This is a genomic window from Paenibacillus sp. JT31N17 (genome assembly GCF_056269255.1).
This window is the reverse complement of record NZ_JBWDNP010000002.1, coordinates 713,941-731,868: the sequence shown is the minus strand read 5'-3', so window position 1 is coordinate 731,868 and position 17,928 is coordinate 713,941. Positions and strand designations below refer to the sequence as shown.

The 17,928-nt window shown below is 48.5% G+C and carries 18 protein-coding genes and 1 riboswitch; of the genes, 6 read left to right on the top strand and 12 right to left on the bottom strand.

All coding sequences use genetic code 11. From position 1 onward, the window contains the following. Positions 1–33: 33 nt before the first annotated feature. The 3 genes from cysK to AC0YOB_RS10700 form a co-directional block, all read right to left on the bottom strand. Positions 34–969, bottom strand: coding sequence for a cysteine synthase A (gene cysK, locus AC0YOB_RS10710; RefSeq protein WP_475792829.1), 936 nt, complete (start codon positions 967–969; stop codon positions 34–36). A 204-nt stretch (positions 970–1,173) separates the two neighbouring features. Then, entirely contained in the window at positions 1,174–1,587 is a 414-nt protein-coding gene (locus AC0YOB_RS10705; protein ID WP_475790117.1) for a LytR/AlgR family response regulator transcription factor, read from the bottom strand. A 328-nt stretch (positions 1,588–1,915) separates the two neighbouring features. After that, positions 1,916–2,896, bottom strand: coding sequence for an Ldh family oxidoreductase (locus AC0YOB_RS10700; protein ID WP_475792828.1), 981 nt, complete (start codon positions 2,894–2,896; stop codon positions 1,916–1,918). A gap of 179 nt (positions 2,897–3,075) precedes the next feature. On the opposite strand from AC0YOB_RS10700, the gene melA reads away from it, so the two are divergent. Then, on the top strand, positions 3,076–4,488 hold the full coding sequence (gene melA, locus AC0YOB_RS10695; RefSeq protein WP_475792827.1) for an alpha-galactosidase: 1,413 nt from the start codon (positions 3,076–3,078) through the stop codon (positions 4,486–4,488). Between the two features lie 108 nt (positions 4,489–4,596). On the opposite strand, the gene AC0YOB_RS10690 is transcribed toward melA, so the two are convergent. Then, positions 4,597–5,178 carry a TetR/AcrR family transcriptional regulator gene (locus AC0YOB_RS10690; protein ID WP_475792826.1) on the bottom strand — a complete coding sequence of 194 codons (582 nt, stop codon included), beginning with the start codon at positions 5,176–5,178 and terminating at the stop codon, positions 4,597–4,599. A 205-nt stretch (positions 5,179–5,383) separates the two neighbouring features. Between AC0YOB_RS10690 and AC0YOB_RS10685 the strand changes: the two genes are divergently transcribed. From AC0YOB_RS10685 to trhO, 4 genes are all read left to right on the top strand, one after another. After that, positions 5,384–6,124 carry an SDR family oxidoreductase gene (locus tag AC0YOB_RS10685; RefSeq protein ID WP_475792825.1) on the top strand — a complete coding sequence of 247 codons (741 nt, stop codon included), beginning with the start codon at positions 5,384–5,386 and terminating at the stop codon, positions 6,122–6,124. Positions 6,125–6,495: 371 nt separating this feature from the next. Next, the gene (locus AC0YOB_RS10680) at positions 6,496–7,320 is read left to right on the top strand and encodes an oxidoreductase (RefSeq protein WP_475792824.1); all 825 of its coding nucleotides are present in this window, start codon (positions 6,496–6,498) and stop codon (positions 7,318–7,320) included. Positions 7,321–7,473: 153 nt separating this feature from the next. Next, the gene (locus AC0YOB_RS10675) at positions 7,474–8,136 is read left to right on the top strand and encodes a TetR/AcrR family transcriptional regulator (RefSeq protein WP_475792823.1); all 663 of its coding nucleotides are present in this window, start codon (positions 7,474–7,476) and stop codon (positions 8,134–8,136) included. Positions 8,137–8,219: 83 nt separating this feature from the next. Further along, positions 8,220–9,134, top strand: coding sequence for an oxygen-dependent tRNA uridine(34) hydroxylase TrhO (trhO, locus tag AC0YOB_RS10670; RefSeq protein WP_475792822.1), 915 nt, complete (start codon positions 8,220–8,222; stop codon positions 9,132–9,134). Between the two features lie 139 nt (positions 9,135–9,273). Here trhO and AC0YOB_RS10665 read toward each other — a convergent pair whose 3' ends face one another. The 7 genes from AC0YOB_RS10665 to AC0YOB_RS10635 form a co-directional block, all read right to left on the bottom strand. Continuing rightward, positions 9,274–10,452: an NAD(P)/FAD-dependent oxidoreductase gene (locus tag AC0YOB_RS10665; protein WP_475792821.1), complete on the bottom strand. Its 1,179-nt coding sequence runs from the start codon at positions 10,450–10,452 to the stop codon at positions 9,274–9,276. Between the two features lie 27 nt (positions 10,453–10,479). Continuing rightward, positions 10,480–10,914: a DUF1641 domain-containing protein gene (locus AC0YOB_RS10660; protein WP_210037511.1), complete on the bottom strand. Its 435-nt coding sequence runs from the start codon at positions 10,912–10,914 to the stop codon at positions 10,480–10,482. A 512-nt stretch (positions 10,915–11,426) separates the two neighbouring features. Further along, positions 11,427–11,738, bottom strand: a complete 312-nt coding sequence (locus AC0YOB_RS10655; RefSeq protein ID WP_475792820.1) for a hypothetical protein — start codon at positions 11,736–11,738, stop codon at positions 11,427–11,429. Positions 11,739–11,776: 38 nt separating this feature from the next. Continuing rightward, positions 11,777–12,079, bottom strand: a complete 303-nt coding sequence (locus AC0YOB_RS10650; RefSeq protein ID WP_475792819.1) for a hypothetical protein — start codon at positions 12,077–12,079, stop codon at positions 11,777–11,779. Positions 12,080–12,198: 119 nt separating this feature from the next. Then, positions 12,199–12,555, bottom strand: coding sequence for a hypothetical protein (locus tag AC0YOB_RS10645; RefSeq protein ID WP_475764971.1), 357 nt, complete (start codon positions 12,553–12,555; stop codon positions 12,199–12,201). Positions 12,556–12,712: 157 nt separating this feature from the next. Then, on the bottom strand, positions 12,713–13,663 hold the full coding sequence (locus tag AC0YOB_RS10640) for an HD domain-containing phosphohydrolase (protein ID WP_475792818.1): 951 nt from the start codon (positions 13,661–13,663) through the stop codon (positions 12,713–12,715). A 101-nt stretch (positions 13,664–13,764) separates the two neighbouring features. Further along, complete coding sequence (locus tag AC0YOB_RS10635; protein WP_475792817.1) at positions 13,765–15,612, bottom strand: DUF342 domain-containing protein; 1,848 nt, start codon at positions 15,610–15,612, stop codon at positions 13,765–13,767. A gap of 86 nt (positions 15,613–15,698) precedes the next feature. Continuing rightward, positions 15,699–15,784: riboswitch (cyclic di-GMP riboswitch) on the bottom strand. Positions 15,785–16,219: 435 nt separating this feature from the next. On the opposite strand from AC0YOB_RS10635, the gene AC0YOB_RS10630 reads away from it, so the two are divergent. After that, positions 16,220–16,954, top strand: coding sequence for a LytR/AlgR family response regulator transcription factor (locus AC0YOB_RS10630; protein ID WP_475792816.1), 735 nt, complete (start codon positions 16,220–16,222; stop codon positions 16,952–16,954). 11 nt (positions 16,955–16,965) lie between these two features. Here AC0YOB_RS10630 and AC0YOB_RS10625 read toward each other — a convergent pair whose 3' ends face one another. Then, positions 16,966–17,877 (bottom strand): AraC family transcriptional regulator, encoded by a 912-nt coding sequence (locus AC0YOB_RS10625; RefSeq protein WP_475792815.1) that lies wholly within the window; start codon positions 17,875–17,877, stop codon positions 16,966–16,968. Between the last annotated feature and the right edge of the window lie 51 nt (positions 17,878–17,928).

Here is a 17,928-nt window from a genome sequence, read left to right as displayed (position 1 = left end):
CTCTTCATGCTGATCTAATGTACACATGTACCGTTATGAATCCGGATAAAGATCACTGGACAAATAACGCTCGCCGCTGTCCGGAAGCACGACAACGATATTTCTGTTTTTATTTTCCGGTCTTTTGGCGATTTGGAGTGCGGCGAATACGGCGGCGCCCGATGATATTCCGGCAAGCAGACCTTCAACCCGGGCCAACTTACGCGCCGTATCGAACGCCTCTTCATTTTTCACCTGAATAATTTCGTCCACAATGGACCGGTTAAAGTTATCCGGAACAAATCCCGCGCCAATCCCCTGGATCTTATGAACCCCTTTGCTGCCTCCGGAGAGGACGGGAGAATGAAAAGGTTCTACAGCGATGATTCGGACGGATGGCTTACGCTCCTTCAGCAATTCGCCTACCCCTGTAATCGTCCCTCCCGAGCCGACACCGCCAATAAAAATATCTACCCCGCCATCTGTATCTCTCCAGATTTCCTCAGCGGTTGTTGTTCTGTGAATTTGCGAATTGGCCGGATTATTAAATTGTTGGGGGATATAGGAATGAGGGGTTATTGCCGCTAAATCTTCGGCTTTTCTTATGGCTCCGGCCATTCCTTCATTCGCGGGGGTAAGCACCAATTCCGCTCCGAGCGCGACCAGGAGCTTCCTGCGTTCCATACTGAAATTTTCCGGCAGCGTAATAATTAATCTGTATCCCATCGCCGCGGCCGCAAAGGCAAGACCAATACCCGTATTCCCGCTCGTCGGTTCAATAATGACGGAATCCTCATGAATAATTCCCCGTTCTTCAGCATCTTTGATCATGGCATAGCCAATTCTGTCTTTTACACTGCCTGCCGGATTAAAAGATTCCAGTTTTACGATGATGTTAGCTTCGACATGATATTTTTTGGTGAAATTGGTGAGCGCGAGCAGCGGCGTATTCCCTATCAGATCTGTCAGATTCTTAGCAATTCCGGGCAATGTCATCACTCCGAGCCTTCAATTCCAACTTGAGAAGTTGGTATTATCATACTAGCATAGCCATTTTGGCGAGTAAATAAATACCATCCGGATGCGATTCTTATAGCAGCTATAAATTTCAAAAAAAAGAAGACGTAGACTAACCGCCTTCCTTATCGTAAGTTACTTCCGCTGCAAATCCCGGACATGGCTGCTCACATCACATCAGATCTGTGACGATTCCGGACAAGGTATTGGAGATAACCCGTCTATCTCCCTGACCAGCATAATTTTCTGTCTCACACGCTCTACGGTCTGCTGCAGACGGATTGGATGCACAGGCTTCAAAATATAATCCAGCGCGCAAATATCAAATGCCTTGACCGCATACTGATCATAACCCGTTACAAACACAATCTCTACATGCGGCACCGCCTGCTGCAGCTTCTCGCCCAGCTTCAAACCGTTCATGCCGGGCATATGAATATCCAGAAATACAACATCGGGCTGAAGCTCCTCCGACCGTTCGAGAGCCTGCACCGGATTTGATGTCATCTCAATGATCTCTACACCGCCCACAACTTCTTCCAGCATTCTCTTGAGCTGTTTCAAAGCCAATCGTTCATCATCGATCAACATCGCTCTCAACTTGCGTTCACCTCGGCATTCCCGCCCGGCCGTTCATCAAATACAGCAGCGGTTGTTGGGCAGTCATTCTGTATTCAATGCAGTATACCAACCGCACCTGTACAAAATCTGTACATGACAAGCATGAGGAATTTTATACTTTCTTCTATAATTCAAAAAAAAGAAATACCAGGGAGCTGCCCTGGTATTTCTGATATCGATGCTCTAATTTGTTCATAGCGGCTGCCATATTGGGGAAACCGGCACTCTCTTGGCAGCCTCGCAGCCGGATCGATTGGCCTCCTGTGAAACAACCATCCCTCGCCCCAACTCCCGGCTATTAGAACGGAAGCTCCAGTCCGAATTCAGCCGCGGCTGCCGCCAGATCGGCTTTGTGTTCACGGCTGACAGGTATTCCCGAGACTGTCCAGTCCCGCTCGCGCTGTGCTTCCAAAACGCCGGGAAGCGTCGCCTGGTCATACCCTGGCATAGGCTGCATGGTGCGGGTCATCCTCATATAGGCATCCATTTCTTCCTTGAAGGCTGCCGGAGAAATAAACCGGCTTATATCAAGCGCAATAATCAAGGCGCCTTGATTCGCTCCGTTGAAGCTTTTGCCGTTCCCGGACGGCGCAGCCGGAACCCCTGCAAGGAAGCCGCCAAGCGCCTGACACATGAAACCCAGACCCATACTGCGAAATACAAGGCCGGGAGCGAGTTTGAACAGCTCGTCCACATGAGGGGAATCGGCATACAAATCATGCATGGCGCCAAAATCGAGCACCATCGGAACCTCTTCGCCGGAAGGGACCGCAAACGACATCGGCGAGCCGCCCGCCGCTCTCATAATCGAATCCTCGGGCTTCAGCTCCAGCTGATGCCCGGAAGTGACATAGCCAATAAGGCCTTGCTCGGCCAGTAGTCGGGAATAAATGCCGGCTGCGCCGATGTGGCCGTGATTGCGTGTGACCGCAGCGGCTATCCCCTGCTCACGGGCACGATCCGCAAGCTTCTCCACCGCCCGGTAAGCGGCAAAATAACCAAGACCTCCATCGCCGTCGACCACGATTGTCGAAGGAGCCTCATTCGTAATGCTGATCTGCGGATCAGGATTAATCAACCCGTCGCGCATAATACGCGCATAGGTGGCCATTTGTCTCGTTCCGTGGCTGAGTACGCCGCGCAGATCATTTTGAACCAACACATCCGTCAAAAATAAAGCCTTTTCTTCAGGCATCCCGGCACTCTTCGCCAATGCGGATATAATACCGCGCAGCTTCTCCGGTTCCACCCTCGTATGATTTGCTTGTTCAATATTCATATTTGTTTAAACACTCCCATCTATCGCCATTGTACCCCTCGCCCGGCGTAATTACCATTGTATCATTTCAGCAATTCCGCATCATTAACTTGATTATAATGTTGGGGACAACCGTTCAGCTGGAAAACAAATCATGCTATGATGAGGGCATGCATCAAACATAAGGAGGTTCAACACAAATGAGAAGAGTCGCGATTATAGGAGCTGGCAGCATTGTATTTTGCAAAACTCTGATGTTGGATATTATGGCAACGGAAGCGCTGGAGGAAACAGAATTCGTGCTCATGGCCCCATCCACCTCCAAAACAGCTCAAGTGGAGACTTTTGCGAACAAAGTCATTGCAGAGAATGGCTTGAAATCCAGAGTCTCCATTACAACGGATCGGCGGGAAGCGTTGACCGGCGCCGATTATGTCATCTGCACCTTCCAGGTGGGAGGCGTCTCCGCTTTCGAAATGGATTATAAGATTCCGCTTAAGTACGGCGTGGATCAATGTATCGGGGATACGCTGGGACCAGGCGGCATCTTCCGGGCGCTGCGCAGCATTCCCGTCATTCTTGATGTGGCCAGAGACATGGAGGAGCTGTGTCCGAATGCCCTTCTGCTCAACTATGTGAATCCAATGGCGATGATTGGCTGGGCGCTCGGGGAAACCAAAGTGAAATTCGTCGGGCTCTGCCACGGCGTGCAGACGACGCTGGATCTGATCGCTGGTTACGTCGGTCTGCCCAAGACGGAGATCGATTATGTAAGCGCTGGCATTAATCATATGGGCTGGTTTCTCCGGCTGGAGCATCAGGGACGGGATTTGTATCCCCTGCTGCGGGAGAAGTTCGAGCAGCCGGAATTCTATGTCAATGAGAAGGTGCGCGGGGAAGTGTTCCGCCATTTCGGCTATTTTATGACGGAGTCGACGGGTCATCTGTCCGAATATGTCCCCTGGTTCCGCAAAAATGCCAGAGAGCTTGCGCTTTACTGCGACGAACCGGCCTTCGGCGGGGAATCCGGCGCGGCTTACGAGTGGTCGACTTATGTGGCCGGCAAGTACAATCAGCCGAATATCATGGATAACGAGCCGACGAAGCTGCCGAAGCGGAGCGTCGAATACTGCGCCTATATTATAGAAGCGCTGGAGACAGGCAAGCCCTTCAAGTTCAACGGCAATGTCCGAAATAGCGGAATGATCGCCAATCTGCCTGATGAATGCTGCGCAGAGGGGCCGATCTATGCGGACCGGACAGGATTAAACCGTACGCTGCTGGGTGATCTGCCGCCGCAGTGCATGGCGCTCAATATGACGAATATTAATGTGCAGCGTCTAGCTGTTCTCGCCGCCAAGACAGGCGATCCGGAAGCGGTTGTCCATGCTTGCGCACTCGACCCTCTCACCTCAGCGGTGCTTTCCCTGAAGGAAATCCGCGAGATGGTCACCGAGATGCTGGAGGCGGAAGCCCAGTGGCTGCCGCAATTTGCCGACAGGAAGCCAAGAGCGACTCCCACCATCGCTATCCCCCAGGACGTACAGCGCGCCGAGGTCCCTATCGATCCCGCGCTCGCGATATTTTCAAGATTTGGCGAGCTTGCCAGGTAGGGTGATTGGAAACCTGCCCTTCTGCTGGACACTGACTTATTATAAAAGCTCCTGCCCGGCTAATTGCCGGACAGGAGCTTTTATTTCTCACAGTCTTGTATTTTCGCTTTATCTGTCCAGAGGATAAATATCGTTCCGTTCAAATAATCTCCACAGCTGCTCCGCCATAAATTGAGGCGGATGCGGCATTTTATTCAGAATCCACCACTCCACGGTACCCACGAAGGCTGAGGCCATAAATTGGGCAATCAATTCCTTATCCATTTCCTGATTGATGTCATTCATTTTTATCTTCTGGTCTACCGTTGACGCAATGACTTGCATCAGGCGTTCCCGAAATACGGTCGTTCTTTGATTGGCAAGCATGGAAGAGAAGAACAGGTAATTCTCCTCGAAATAAACGAATGCAGGCTTCAGCGCACCAATCAGACCGGTTTGCACCTGATTAAACTCGTCGAATTTGCAGGCACGGAACATTTTGTTCAAATGGTCATCTATACATTGATTAAGCAGATCATATTTATCCGTGTAATGAAGATAGACGGTTCCCCGGTTTACATTCGCCCGTTCCGAAATGTCATTAATGGTGATGTGATCGAGTTCTTTCTCGGAAAACAGTTCCAGAAACGCCTTGTTGATGGCTTCCTTCGTCCGCAGAATTCGTCGGTCTATTTTCGTTTCCGCTGCCATTAGGCCATTGCCTCCCCTGTTATTGAACATTCCCGGTGCTGCTGTTGGATATGAAACAAAAGCGCGTATATTACCGATTGAATTAACTTCCCTTCTCTATATAATAGTAATCAACAGCAGTAAGATAATCAACTGCCGTTAAATAATCAACACCAGTTTCATAGGGAGAAAGCAATAACAAAATTCCTTTAAGGGGCGATAACGAATGGAAAACTTGAAATCCAAGGTCATCATTATTACGGGAGCATCCAGCGGAATAGGTGAAGCAACTGCGAAGTTATTGGCCCAACAGGGCGCAAAGGTCGTATTGGCGGCAAGAAGAGAGGATCGTCTGCAAACCATCGTGAACGATATTAAACAAGACGGCGGAGAAGCTGTTTATATACCAACCAATGTAGCTTCATCAGAGGACATGCAGAAGCTGGCACAGCTTGCATTGCAGCAATATGGCCGGATCGATGTGCTTGTGAATAATGCCGGAATTATGCCGGTTTCCCATTTGAATGAACTCAAGATCCATGAATGGGATCAAATGATCGATGTTAACATCAAAGGCGTTTTGTACGGCATCGCCGCTGTTTTGCCAACCATGAGAGAGCAGAAATCGGGACATATCCTTAACGTCTCCTCGGTAGTAGGTTATCAGGTAAGTCCGACCGCGGCTGTGTACAGCGCTACAAAATTTGCTGTCAGAGCGATTTCGGAAGGGCTGCGCCAGGAGGAATCTCCTTCCTCCAATATCCGGTCCACCATCATCTCCCCGGGACTTACGGATACGGAGCTGAGCGACACGATCAGCAGTCCCGAAATAAAAGCGATGGCAAGTCAAATGAAAAGCATGGCCATCTCGCCATACAGTATCGCAAGAGCGATTGCCTATGCCATTAATGAACCCGAGGATACCGGAGTCAATGAGATTATTATCAGACCGACCATACAACCCTGATGCAACCATCCTGATAGAAAAATACTTCTAAGGATCCTCTCCAAAGCAATGGTCGTCCTCTTTATGCTCAACAAAAAACAGCATGATACTTTTAGGGCAGCTTCGTTCAATGCGAAGCTGCCTTTTTTCCTCCCACTGCGACTTTTATCACCGCTTGGGCACAAGCGGGACTTGTCATTGATGGAATGCTAGTGTTCATTCATTTATTAACGGCTCCATATAACCTCCACAAGAGGTACACCAAAAAATCCGCCTTTACAATCGACTCTGAGTCAATTATAATCGATTCATAGTCAATTATAATTGATTTAGAGTCAATTACTTCGGTTGACAAATTATATACTGAATACTTATTCAGGGCGGAGGAATGAATGATGAGTAAAAAGGTCATCTTGATCACGGGTGCATCATCCGGTATAGGCAAGGAAACCGCAAAGAAGCTTCTATCCGAAGGTCATATTGTTTATGCCGCCTCAAGGCGGGTTGAACAAATGCGCGATCTAACAGAATCAGGCGCGGTAACAGTAAAAATGGATATTTCAATTGAGGATGAAATCAGAGCTTGTATGGATAAAATCATCAAGGAACAAGGAAGAATTGATGTGCTTTTCAACAACGCCGGATTTGGTCTTTACGGGAGCGTAGAGGAAGTGAGTATGGATGATGCGAGATATCAGTTTGAAGTGAATATTTTCGGATTGGCCCGAATGACCCAGCTTGCCGTGCCTTATATGAGAGCACAAAGAAAAGGAATCATCATCAATACCTCGTCCGTAGGCGGAAAAATTTACACGCCGCTTGGCGCATGGTATCATGCAACCAAACATGCGCTGGAAGGATGGTCCGATTGCTTGAGACTCGAATTGAAGCCGTTTGGAATAGATGTCATCGTTATTGAGCCGGGAATTATTGAAACCTCATTCGGAGATGTGATGAGCGAGCCTATGCTGAAAAACTCTGGTAACGGTCCGTATAAGGCCATGGCAGAGGCCGTTGCGAAGACAACCAAAAGCTCCTATCAGGCAGGAGGCGGTTCATCGCCTGGCGTAGTGGCAAATATCGTTTCAAAAGCAATCGCAGCGAAGAATCCCAAAATCAGATACGCTGTCGGTAAACTGGCCAAGCCCCTGATTTTATTGAGAAAATGGATTAGCGACAGGAACTTTGACAGACTCATTATGAGTCAGATGAAATAAAGACAAAACTTAGCTAAGAATACCTTGATTCCAGTTTTGAGAATGCTCAATCTGAAGTCAGGGTATTTGTCCTTTTCCTTGACAATCCTGCATGTATTACTTACGATTGACTGCAAGTCGACATAGAAGTTAATGATCGAGGTGCCGGTTTCAATGAAAAGAGCCATGACGGAAAGCGCTAAAGCAGAGAAAGCGAAGCTGATTTTAGATACCGCACGTGAAATGTATCAGAACAGCACATTTGATAAAATCAAAATGAGTGACATAGCAAAAGCGGCGAAAGTTTCAAACGGGACGCTGTTTTATTACTACAGCACGAAAGAAATCCTGTTTATGGAAATGCTTTTCCAGGAATACGAGAAACGCTTTCAGAATTTCGTGAATGTCCTTCTTCCTTTTCAAACCATGACACTTGAAGCATTCAAAAACTTTTTTCTGAGCGAGATGGAAAGCATTCTGGACCAGGATTCCGTATTGATCCGATTGAGCGCCATAAAGAATACCATTCTGGAAAAGAATATCGATCAGGAAACAGCCGTTAAAGACAGCACGGGATTGTACGCAATATTGGATCATATCGTACGCTTATTGACTGAAAGAGTAAGTTTGTTAAATGCTGAAGCTTTTTACAATTTACTGTTGGCTCAGAACGCCATTATTGTAGGGTATGCCAATATGGCAAGCATGCCCGAGGTGCTGCTTAAAGCGATTGACGACCATGAGCTGGAGGGTTTCAGAATAGATTTCAGGAAAAATGCATTGACCGCAATGGATTATTATCTTGTTGGATTATTTGAAAAGCTGAAGATTAATTAAAAAGTCTGGCGCCGGTTATAATATTTTTCCGTTTGTTAATCAAGCACGTTATGTTAAAATATATAGAATGTATTTTACAATCAATGAAGCAGGTGAAGAAAGTGAACGGGCAATCCGAGTACAATGTATTATTGTTTTACAAATTTATCGCCGTACCCGATGCGGAACAATTTACGCAGGAGCATTTGGCTTACTGCAGAGAGCTTGGCATCAAGGGACGCATCCTGATAGCCGACGAAGGAATTAATGGAACCTTATCGGGGACGATCGGGCAGACGGAGCAATACATGCATGATCTGCGCCAGAATCCTCTTTTTGCTGATATTGTCTTCAAGATCGATGCCGTCGAAGGGCATACCTTCCGTAAAATATTTGTCCGCTACAAGAAGGAACTGGTCACCTTCCGCTTCAACGAGGAAGATATCAACCCTACTCTCCAGAGCGGCAAGCGGCTCGCTCCGAAGCAATTTTATGAATATTTGCAGCGCGATGACGTGATTGTGCTCGATGGCCGCAATGGGTATGAGTATGACCTGGGTCATTTCCGCGGCGCCATCCGGCCGGACATCGAGACCTCCAAGGAGTTTCCCGAATGGATCAGGGAGAACCTGAGCGAGAATAAGCATAAGCCGATTCTGACCTACTGCACTGGCGGCATACGCTGCGAGAAGCTGAGCAGCTTTCTGCTGAAGGAAGGCTTCGAGGACGTTTATCAGCTGGATGGCGGCATCGTCACCTATGGACAGGATGAGGAAGTGAAGGGCAGATTATTCGACGGCAAATGTTATGTGTTCGATGAGCGGATCTCCATTCCGGTCAATCATACGGAGGAAGCCAATGTAGTGGGACAATGCCATCATTGCGCCAAGCCCGCCGACCGTTACATTAACTGCGCCAATGATCTCTGCCATCACCAGCATATTGTCTGCGACGAATGCGAAACCCTGCACAATCATTATTGTTCCGAGGAATGCAGCTCGTTCTCGCAGGCCATTTAATATACGTTCAAAATGCAACCACTTACCCTCCTGCTGCAGCCGGGAATGGATAAGTGGTTTTTTTATAAAAAACAGCGCCGATTTCAGGAAGCTGAAATCGGCGCTGCCGGTATGAATAGAAATGTGCCGCTGGTGAATCTTAATAAGCGAGTGAGAACAAGCCGTTGATATGAGCCAGGTAGCGGGCATTGCTCGCTTTTTTCATCAGGGAAGCCGGCGTGCCTTTCAGCTCGATGCCGCTGCCGCCAATGCTGCCGATTCCATCTTTGCGTCCGAGACTCGCCAGAGTACCGGAGAATACCGGATTGAACGTGTCCATGCTGCTGCCGTTGAAGAAGGCTGCGATGTTGGCGCCGGCAAGCTCGCCCATTTGCCAGGCCAGCTGTGCTGTCGGCGGGTAAGGACGGCCCTCGGGACCAAATACAACCGCACAGTCGCCGGCCAGGAATACTTCCGGATGGGATACGGATTGCAGGAATTCATTGACCGTGGCACGGCCGCGGTTCACTTCTACGCCGCTTTCGGCAACCAGCGTGCTGCCTTGAACGCCGCCTGTCCATACCAGCGTGCTCGTATCGATCGTTTGGCCGTCTTTCAGGCTGACAACAGATCCGTTCACTTCTGTGATGGCAAGGCCTGTCAGGAACTTAACGCCGCGCTGCTCAAGGCTTGAAGTTGCACGCGCAATCAGATCGGCCGAGAAAATCGGCAGAATGCTTGGCATAGCCTCAACAAGATAAAGCGAAATATCGGCAAAATCTACGCCGTTCTTGCGGCAGATGCCTGGAAGCTCGTCCGCCAGCTCGCCCACAAGCTCCACGCCTGTAAGTCCGCCGCCGCCGATAACGAAAGTAGCGTCCGCTTTGTTTTTGGATTTGCTGTATTCGCGGATGCGGTCTTCAACATGCGCGTAGACGCGGTTGGCATCCTGTACGGATTTCAGGGTTAGGCTGTTTTCCTGCAGTCCCGGAATACCGAAGTAGTTCGTTTCGCTGCCCAGAGCAAGAACCAGGGAATCATAACGATAGGATTCTCCGCCCTCAAGCTTCACTGAACGGCCTGCGACGTCTATTTTTTGAACCGTGCCGACTTTAACGTTGATTTGCTTGCCTTTAAGCAGCTTCTCCAAAGGCAGGGCAACTGCCTTCTCTTCCACATTGCCCGCCGCAAGACGGTGCAGTTCCGTGATGATCTGATGTGAAGGAACACGGTTAATGACTGTGATTGTAGCCTCTTCTGCCGACAGATGCTCACGTGCCGAAAGAGCGCTCAACAAGCCGCCGTAACCGCCGCCCAATATAAGAATATGTTTACTCACGTTCATCCTCCGTTCTGAATGATTAATCTATTCGTCTTTTTTATTTCTTTCGCCCAGAATATCCAGGTAAGCTTGGCTGAAACGAAGCATTTTCTGAAGCTCCGGATCTTTCAGCAGCTTAAGCATGCCAAACAAACCGATGGTTGCTTCGCTTTGCTCAGCGCGGTCATTCGCTTCGATAACGGCAGATGCGTAGCCTTTGACTTTCTTCTCAAGCGGCTTTACCACCTCTTGAAGGCCTCCGACCATATCTTGAATAAGCACGCGGTCCGTTGCCACTTTTGAAGCAAGGTCATACGTTTTGGTAAGCAGAGTCATCATTTCGGTAAGCTTCGGCAGTTGTTCCACCAATACCGTTAAGGACTCTTGTACTTCCGGCTTTAGCAGTTGATCCAGCACATCCGGCTTGGCAGCTGCTTGTACTGCGGTAACTTCTGTTTGTTGTACAGTTGTTTCTGACATTTGCACGTTTCCTCCTTCATTCAAATAAATAGTGCCGGCTCGCTGCTGAAAACGGATACTCTTCTAATCAGTCGGAATGTAATAATTTTTCATCTATCAGCCTTCTTAGTGAAAATCTTCACATAGAATCATAGAGGTGGGCCGTATCCAGACTGATGCGATCGACATAGTCACATCTGTATCTATTGTATACCTAAACGACGAATTTTGCATCCCCAAAACAAATTGTCAGATCTTTTGTTTTTATGGCGGATCTGGATTTATTATGCGGGATAGTCAGGCTGCTTATTCTACCTGGGCCAATGAGAATTTTTCAAGTACAAAAACACCCCTGCTATCCATTACGGAACACTGGTATGAAAGGAAAAGCCGCTAAAAGCCTAACCCTCGGGAGGCGGTTTGATTAGACGTCATAGCTTCTATAGATTCAATCTATTTCTCCCACTGCTGGTTCGGATCTTACACGCCTAAAAAACTTAAAAATTTTTAATCAGTCAAAAAAACCAATGGCTTCACCCTTGGTGACAAAGGGCGAAGCCATTGGTTTCCACTGGTTGCTGCCTTATTTTACTTCCGTTTCCGCTGCCATCGCCTGCCGTCCATATCCGGCAGCGGCCAGCTGACGATGCGTCGCTCCCACATATCCGCAGAATTTCCCACATCTCATCGCTGGAATCGTAGATGCCGTATTTGCCGAACAGGCCGTTCACATTGCCGAAATCATACAGCGCAAACCAATGCGTCCCCACCATGTAAGAAAGCCCGGCGGCGCGGCTGACAAAGTCCCGGCAGCTCCAGCCGGATGCAGCCTTCCTCCCCCGCAACCGGCTGGCAGGGCGGGATCAGACTGTAAAAAAGCTCTTCAGCAGGGCTCCGCGAGGACGAACGCATCCGTAACTTCAATCAAAGCCTCCCGCTGCCGTTCCAGCTTGAAGGATCGCCGCCAGGATTCGATGTCCGCCTCGCCGGGGTAGGCTGCCGCAATATCGATGGACATCACGGTGCCGCTCTCTTCCTGATGATACCGGGGACCGGACGCCTGGTACTCGCCGCCGTTCTGCTGCAGAACGCCCCGGACCGTCGGCAGATGATGGTATTGGGACTGGAGATACCACAGCACCTTGATCATTGGATGCATGATCAGGATAGCAGATAAACCCACCATGAAATACGAGACTCTCTTGCTTTTTATTGTCTTTTATTAGCCAACCTTGCCGCTGGCAAATCAAATAGAGGACCGCCGGCAAATTTGCCAGGCGGTCCTCTATTTGATTACGGAGCTGATTACAGCGAAAACATGGTGTATACACCTATAGACAGGACAATAACGGAGACTGCGCTGCATAAATAGGTATGCCGCGTCAGATTGGCGCGTTTCCTCCATGCTAACGCCAGCTGCCGGCAGGCAAAATACATACTGATTATATTGACAAGAAACAGCACGAGAATGAGCACATCCATAATAACGGAGCCGTGACCCTCCATATCCCGATGCTGCAATTGCATCCCCGCTGTCGCGCCCATTATGAGTGGAGCCAAAGCCCAATGGATCAGATGCAGAATAATGACGCCTGTAACCGAAATAAAAGATAAGGTGGAATATTTCGACTCAAGACCCATTACCCTGATTTTCTGCAGCATTCCATTCCCCCTTTTCACTTAAGGCGGCGGCTTGTTCTTCACACTGCGGTTGTTTGAAGCTTCCTATTTATGCCGTTATTTTTGTATATTCATTCCTCACCGATTGCAGAACAACCATATAGGGAGGCCCGTTGAAAAAAAACAGGCAGCCTCCCCGTTATACGATCTGCTCCACATGCACCGATTTGTCTTTGCTTAAATCCAGATATTGGCCTTTCACCTCGACAAGGGGACTCAAGGGATCATTGGCATGAATCAGAATAATCGTGCCCCGCTGTCCATTGGAGAGGCAGACCTCGCTGCCAATCAGCATGTCCATGATACGCGCGAGAAAGCATAACGTTGTCTCCGGATCGAGCAGCCCGTAGGCATTTTGCGACATTTCCAGCAGAACCTGATAGAAAGGAACCTGTTTCTTATAGACCCGCTTCGAGATCATCGCGTGAAAAACATCCGCGACGGCTACGATTTTGCTGAAAGAGTCCATCTGCTCTCCCTTGATGCCATGCGGATATCCGCTTCCGTCCTCGCGCTCATGATGCTCCAGAGCCACCAAGGCGTGCCGCTGCGCAAGCCCCGGCGTTTGCCTGATCAGTTCGTACCCGTAAAGCGTATGCTTCTTCATTTCATCAAATTCTTCAGGCGTCAGCTTGCCCGGTTTATTCATGATCGCTTCAGGAACTTTCGCTTTTCCGATATCATGCAGGAAGCCTGCGATGGTCAGATCCAGCAATTCCTCTTCGCCAAGACCCTTCACTTTGCCGATTAAACGTGCAATCAGCGCAACTGCGATAATATGACGGTAGGTATATTCATCATTTTCGCCGAAATAGGTGAAAACCTGCTTTAAATAAATATGGTTGCTCATATCCACAATGATCGGCACCATCGTATTGCGGACATGCGCAAACGGAATCTCATCGAAGTGCCGGACCTGATGAAAGACGTCCTTGATTTCAACAATAGCCGAATTCAGCAGGTGCAGGACCGGAAGATCTTCAATATCCTCTTCCTTCAGCGTAATTTGATGTTGAATGAGCCGCTTCAGATTTTTTCGTGTGAGCCGGGAAAAAGCAGGCACAATCAAGGCACCCATTTGGTTGTACATATTTTTATTTACTCTCATGCCTACATATTGATATTGCCGAACAGTCGGAGTCACCAAGATTCCACCACTTTCACGGGGTGCTTATTATAGAAGAAATCAGATTAAGCCTGCATCATGTTATCGATATCAAAGGTTGTATTTTCGACAGACTCCAGAATTTCCTTACTGTAATTCCCGATAGAGACTCTTCCCGAGTGCATTCTGACGACGCTGACCCGCCTCTTGGCTTTCAGCAGCGTGGCCGCTCCGGTCTGCCCTCCTACAATCTTCGCCGTGATATCCCCTTCGGCTTCCAGCCTTGAACCGCGGCAAACGGCCAGCCGATGCTTGAAGGATATATTGCCGGCCGAGTACAAATCACTGACAAGAACTCCGTCGCGCTGGATCAAAATATCGCCATTGGATTTGAGCTCGCTGTTATGGCATTGATTGATGGTAATATTGACCAGCGCCTCCTGCATGCGGGCCACCTCCTGATGGGCGTCCGTCAATAGGGACAAGAAGCTCTGGATGCCATTTCTGGTGGCCGACTCAATGAGCTGCGAGGGCTTCAGGAAAACCGCCGCCATTTCCATCAGCTTCTGGTACTCTTCTTTCTTCAGATGGCGGATATTGGCGACCACGGATAGCAGATCCTTGATTAGCCCCGGTATATCCTTCATTTTCTTCTCCAGCAGCAGCAGCACAATCTGTCCGTATTTAACCGTCTGGTCACGTGACTGGATCGCTTGCTCCAGCACCTGGGAGCCGATCAGCAGCTTCTCGATCTGCTTGCTCAGCAGCTTCGAGGTGTTGTATAAACGGTTGAACATGACACCGAAGTATCCCGAATACAGCTTGCTGCCCATTACATTCCCCCGGATATGGATGCATCCCGTTGCTGTGATGGTCGCATTGAAGACACTGCCAATGACATATACATTCCCCAGAGATTCAATAATCATATTGTCGGTTACATTGCCATATACGATCACATCGCCGGAGAAGACAATATTGCCGGTTTCAATGTCTACATCGCCGGAGACGGTATACGCTGTCGAGATATCAAAGACTTTGATTTTGGTTCCCGTAATCCGCGGGCGTCCTTCTTTTCTGGCGATAATGGCCCCCTGTGGAGTCAGCTCTACGCCCGACTTGGCTACCAGCAGGATATCAGCCGGCGCTTTGGGCGTGATCAGATTGCCGTAAACATCGTATCCCGGGATGCCGTCGATAATCGGGGATTTCCTGGCAATAACGTCGCCGCTGGTGACGGAAGGGATTTGCAGATGATTGCGGAAGTCAACCGTCCCTTCCGTTTCATGGAAACGGCTTTCGATCTCCTCGGAGAAATAAATCTCCAGCTCCGCATCCTTCCCGGGTACGGGAGCTTTGCCCCTGGCGATGAGAATCGGGCTGTAGGTCGGCTGCAATAATTCCTGATGAATAGCGGCCAGGTCGACGTTTGCTTTGATCGACTTCTTTTCAAGCACGGCGGCGACATCTGTCAAATGCACACTTTCAAGAACCATATTCCTGTCTTCCTCGGCAGATATTATGATTTTGGCAAGAGGCTCTGTATCGGTTAGCTGCCAGGCATACCGTTCTTTGGCGTGCAGGTGGAAATAAGCGTGAAGCTTGTCTTCCGAGACTGTAATCTCATACATCGGTTGATTCTCAATTTCCCAAAGGATGCTGTCGCTGGAAGTCACGTTGATTTCTGAATGTATGTCATGATGATTTACCTTTAGTTTGACCGGGGCAATAGCGCTGATGACGGGGAGCTTGCCATTATTGACGGGATCATGGACAATAATCCGGTGTTCAATTACCTGAATCCAGCCGTCCTGCTTCAAGGGGCTTCTGATATCCCTTTCGTCTGTGGAAGATCTGGAAGCCGCATCCACCTCACCCAGATGCAATTGCTTGATCAGCTGGGACAATTCATCTTCAGAGATTTTTTTCTTCACGTTAACACCTCTCAAACCTCAGACCAGAATGGTTTTTTTTAACAAAAAAAACACCATCCGATTGGATCGTGTTTATACACCACCAATTCGGCAGCCTGGCGACCATAGAGATGCTCTCTTTAGGCCCATAGCTTTGCGTCCCTGACTTTCGGCAGGTTTGCCTTTATCGTTTGAGTTTCTTAATTATTAGTCACTAGTTCCTATTTGAATTTTAATAATTAGGAAAATATACCTTGCAAGTCCAAATTGAGTGTACTAAAAGGACTGTCTTTTGTCTAATGCAGTCAAATAAAGAAGTTCGCCTGTTTACAGCCGTTCATACCTGAAATCTGCCATGTTCAGGCCGGAAAAACGACTATTCAAGTCATTCGACAACTATTTTCACTCCACTTCCGATAGGCACGAAGGGTGATTGCATTTTAATATTGTTAGCGTTATGATTTCAAATCATATCATTCCGTGATTCTGCAAAAAAACGATGATTAAAATAGATATTTCTAATAGATATTTAAAATATAAACGGTTTTCATATGGGGTTTTTGAATATTTTTCCATTCCGCTTTTTTTCGTCGGGCAGCCCAAAACAAGTATTGGAGTGTAAACAAGAATGATAAATATCAGGGTCATTATTGCTGACGAAGACAATCAAACGAGAGAAACTGTCAAGAAGTTTATCACTGCGCTTCCTTATATTACGCTCATTGGCGAAGTTCCCGACGAACATTCCGTTATGGAAATCATGGTCCGGGAGAGGCCGGATTTAATTTTGACCGATCCTTCGCAGCCGGGGCTGGGCGGACTTAAGGCGCTGAAGGACTATTTGCAGATCATCCCCCGTCTGAAAATGATCTGGATGGCCCCAGGCCAGGAGTATGCAATCGAAGCGTTCAATATGGGTGCAGTCGACTATATCATAAAACCGGTCCTTCGCACCAGACTATACAAGGCGCTGGAGCGGACGAAACATACCCTCGAAATGGAACGGAAGGCCAATCATTTGTTCATCAATCCGGACCCCAAGCTGATTATAAAAATCAATAAAAATATTCATATCATTCCTTTTAATGAAATACTTTTCATAGAAAAGATGGGAAAAAAATCTATTATACATACTCTGAATAACGATCCCCTTGAAACCTATGACAAACTGGAACCGGCTCCTCATCTGGTACAGGCTCACCGCTCCTATCTGATCAATCTCAGCAAAGTGTCCCGTATAACCAGGATGGGTGAAACCTACCAATCCTTCTTCGGTAGCTACCCCAGACAGGCGTTGATCGCCAAATCGAAAATGAAAGATATTCAGGAGCAGCTTCAGCTGAGGGACCCTAAACAGCCTTAAGCAATAGGCAGTCAATTTCCGGTTTCAAGCTTCATTCGCGATTTCACCGAACGCGCATATTCCGAAGGACTCATCCGCGTGGCATTCTTGAATGCCTTGGAAAAATAATGGACGCTGCTGAACCCCAGCTGCCGGGAAATCTCTGTGAAATTATAGCTTTCCTCCCGGATGTACCGCTTGGCGCGCTCGATCTTAAGCTTCGAGAAGTACTCCTTGACGGAATAGCCGGTATTCTGCTTGAATAAGCTTTTGAGCTGGGTTTTGCTGATATGCAGCTCGCCGCAGATATCGTTCACATTCATCGGACCGCCGATTCTTCCTTCCATAAACAAAAGCGCCTGCCTGGTCAGCTCATCCTTGCTTTTCTCCCGGGCTGGCGAGGACAAGGGCTTCTCCGGCTGCAGGAGACTGCTTTTGCGCAGCAGACGGATCAGGAAAATTTCCAGGTAACAGCGGAGCAGCTGCTCACTGCCGATCACCGCACCCTCGCGGCGCTCCAGCGGATGGCGGAACGGGAAAATGAAGGCATTCTCACCCTCCTTGATCATCTGCGCCAGCAGATTGCGCTCCTCATCCTCCAGACTGAACACTTTATCCGCAAAACGGTTCATTGCGCCGGAGCGGCAGTCGAACGTCATGACGATCGCATTGGGCGCTTTGCCCTTGGCGGCATAAAATTCATGAAACTCATTCGGCTTATGAAATATAATCATGCCCTGCTTCAGCAGCTGTCTCCTGCCGTCGGCAAACACCTCGATTTCTCCCTTGTCCACGTACAGAAACTCCCAAAAGTTATGTTTCTCACCGTTAAACCCGAAGTCCTTGTCCAGTTCAAAATAATACATCGTGATGAGCTTCTCAATGACAAGGGTCTGCTGCAGCGGTGTCCGCTGCAGATCGTCCAGCTCTGCTTGCGTGCTCACTTGCAATCATCACCTTCCGCATTTATCCGTTAATGCTATCATACCGCGTGC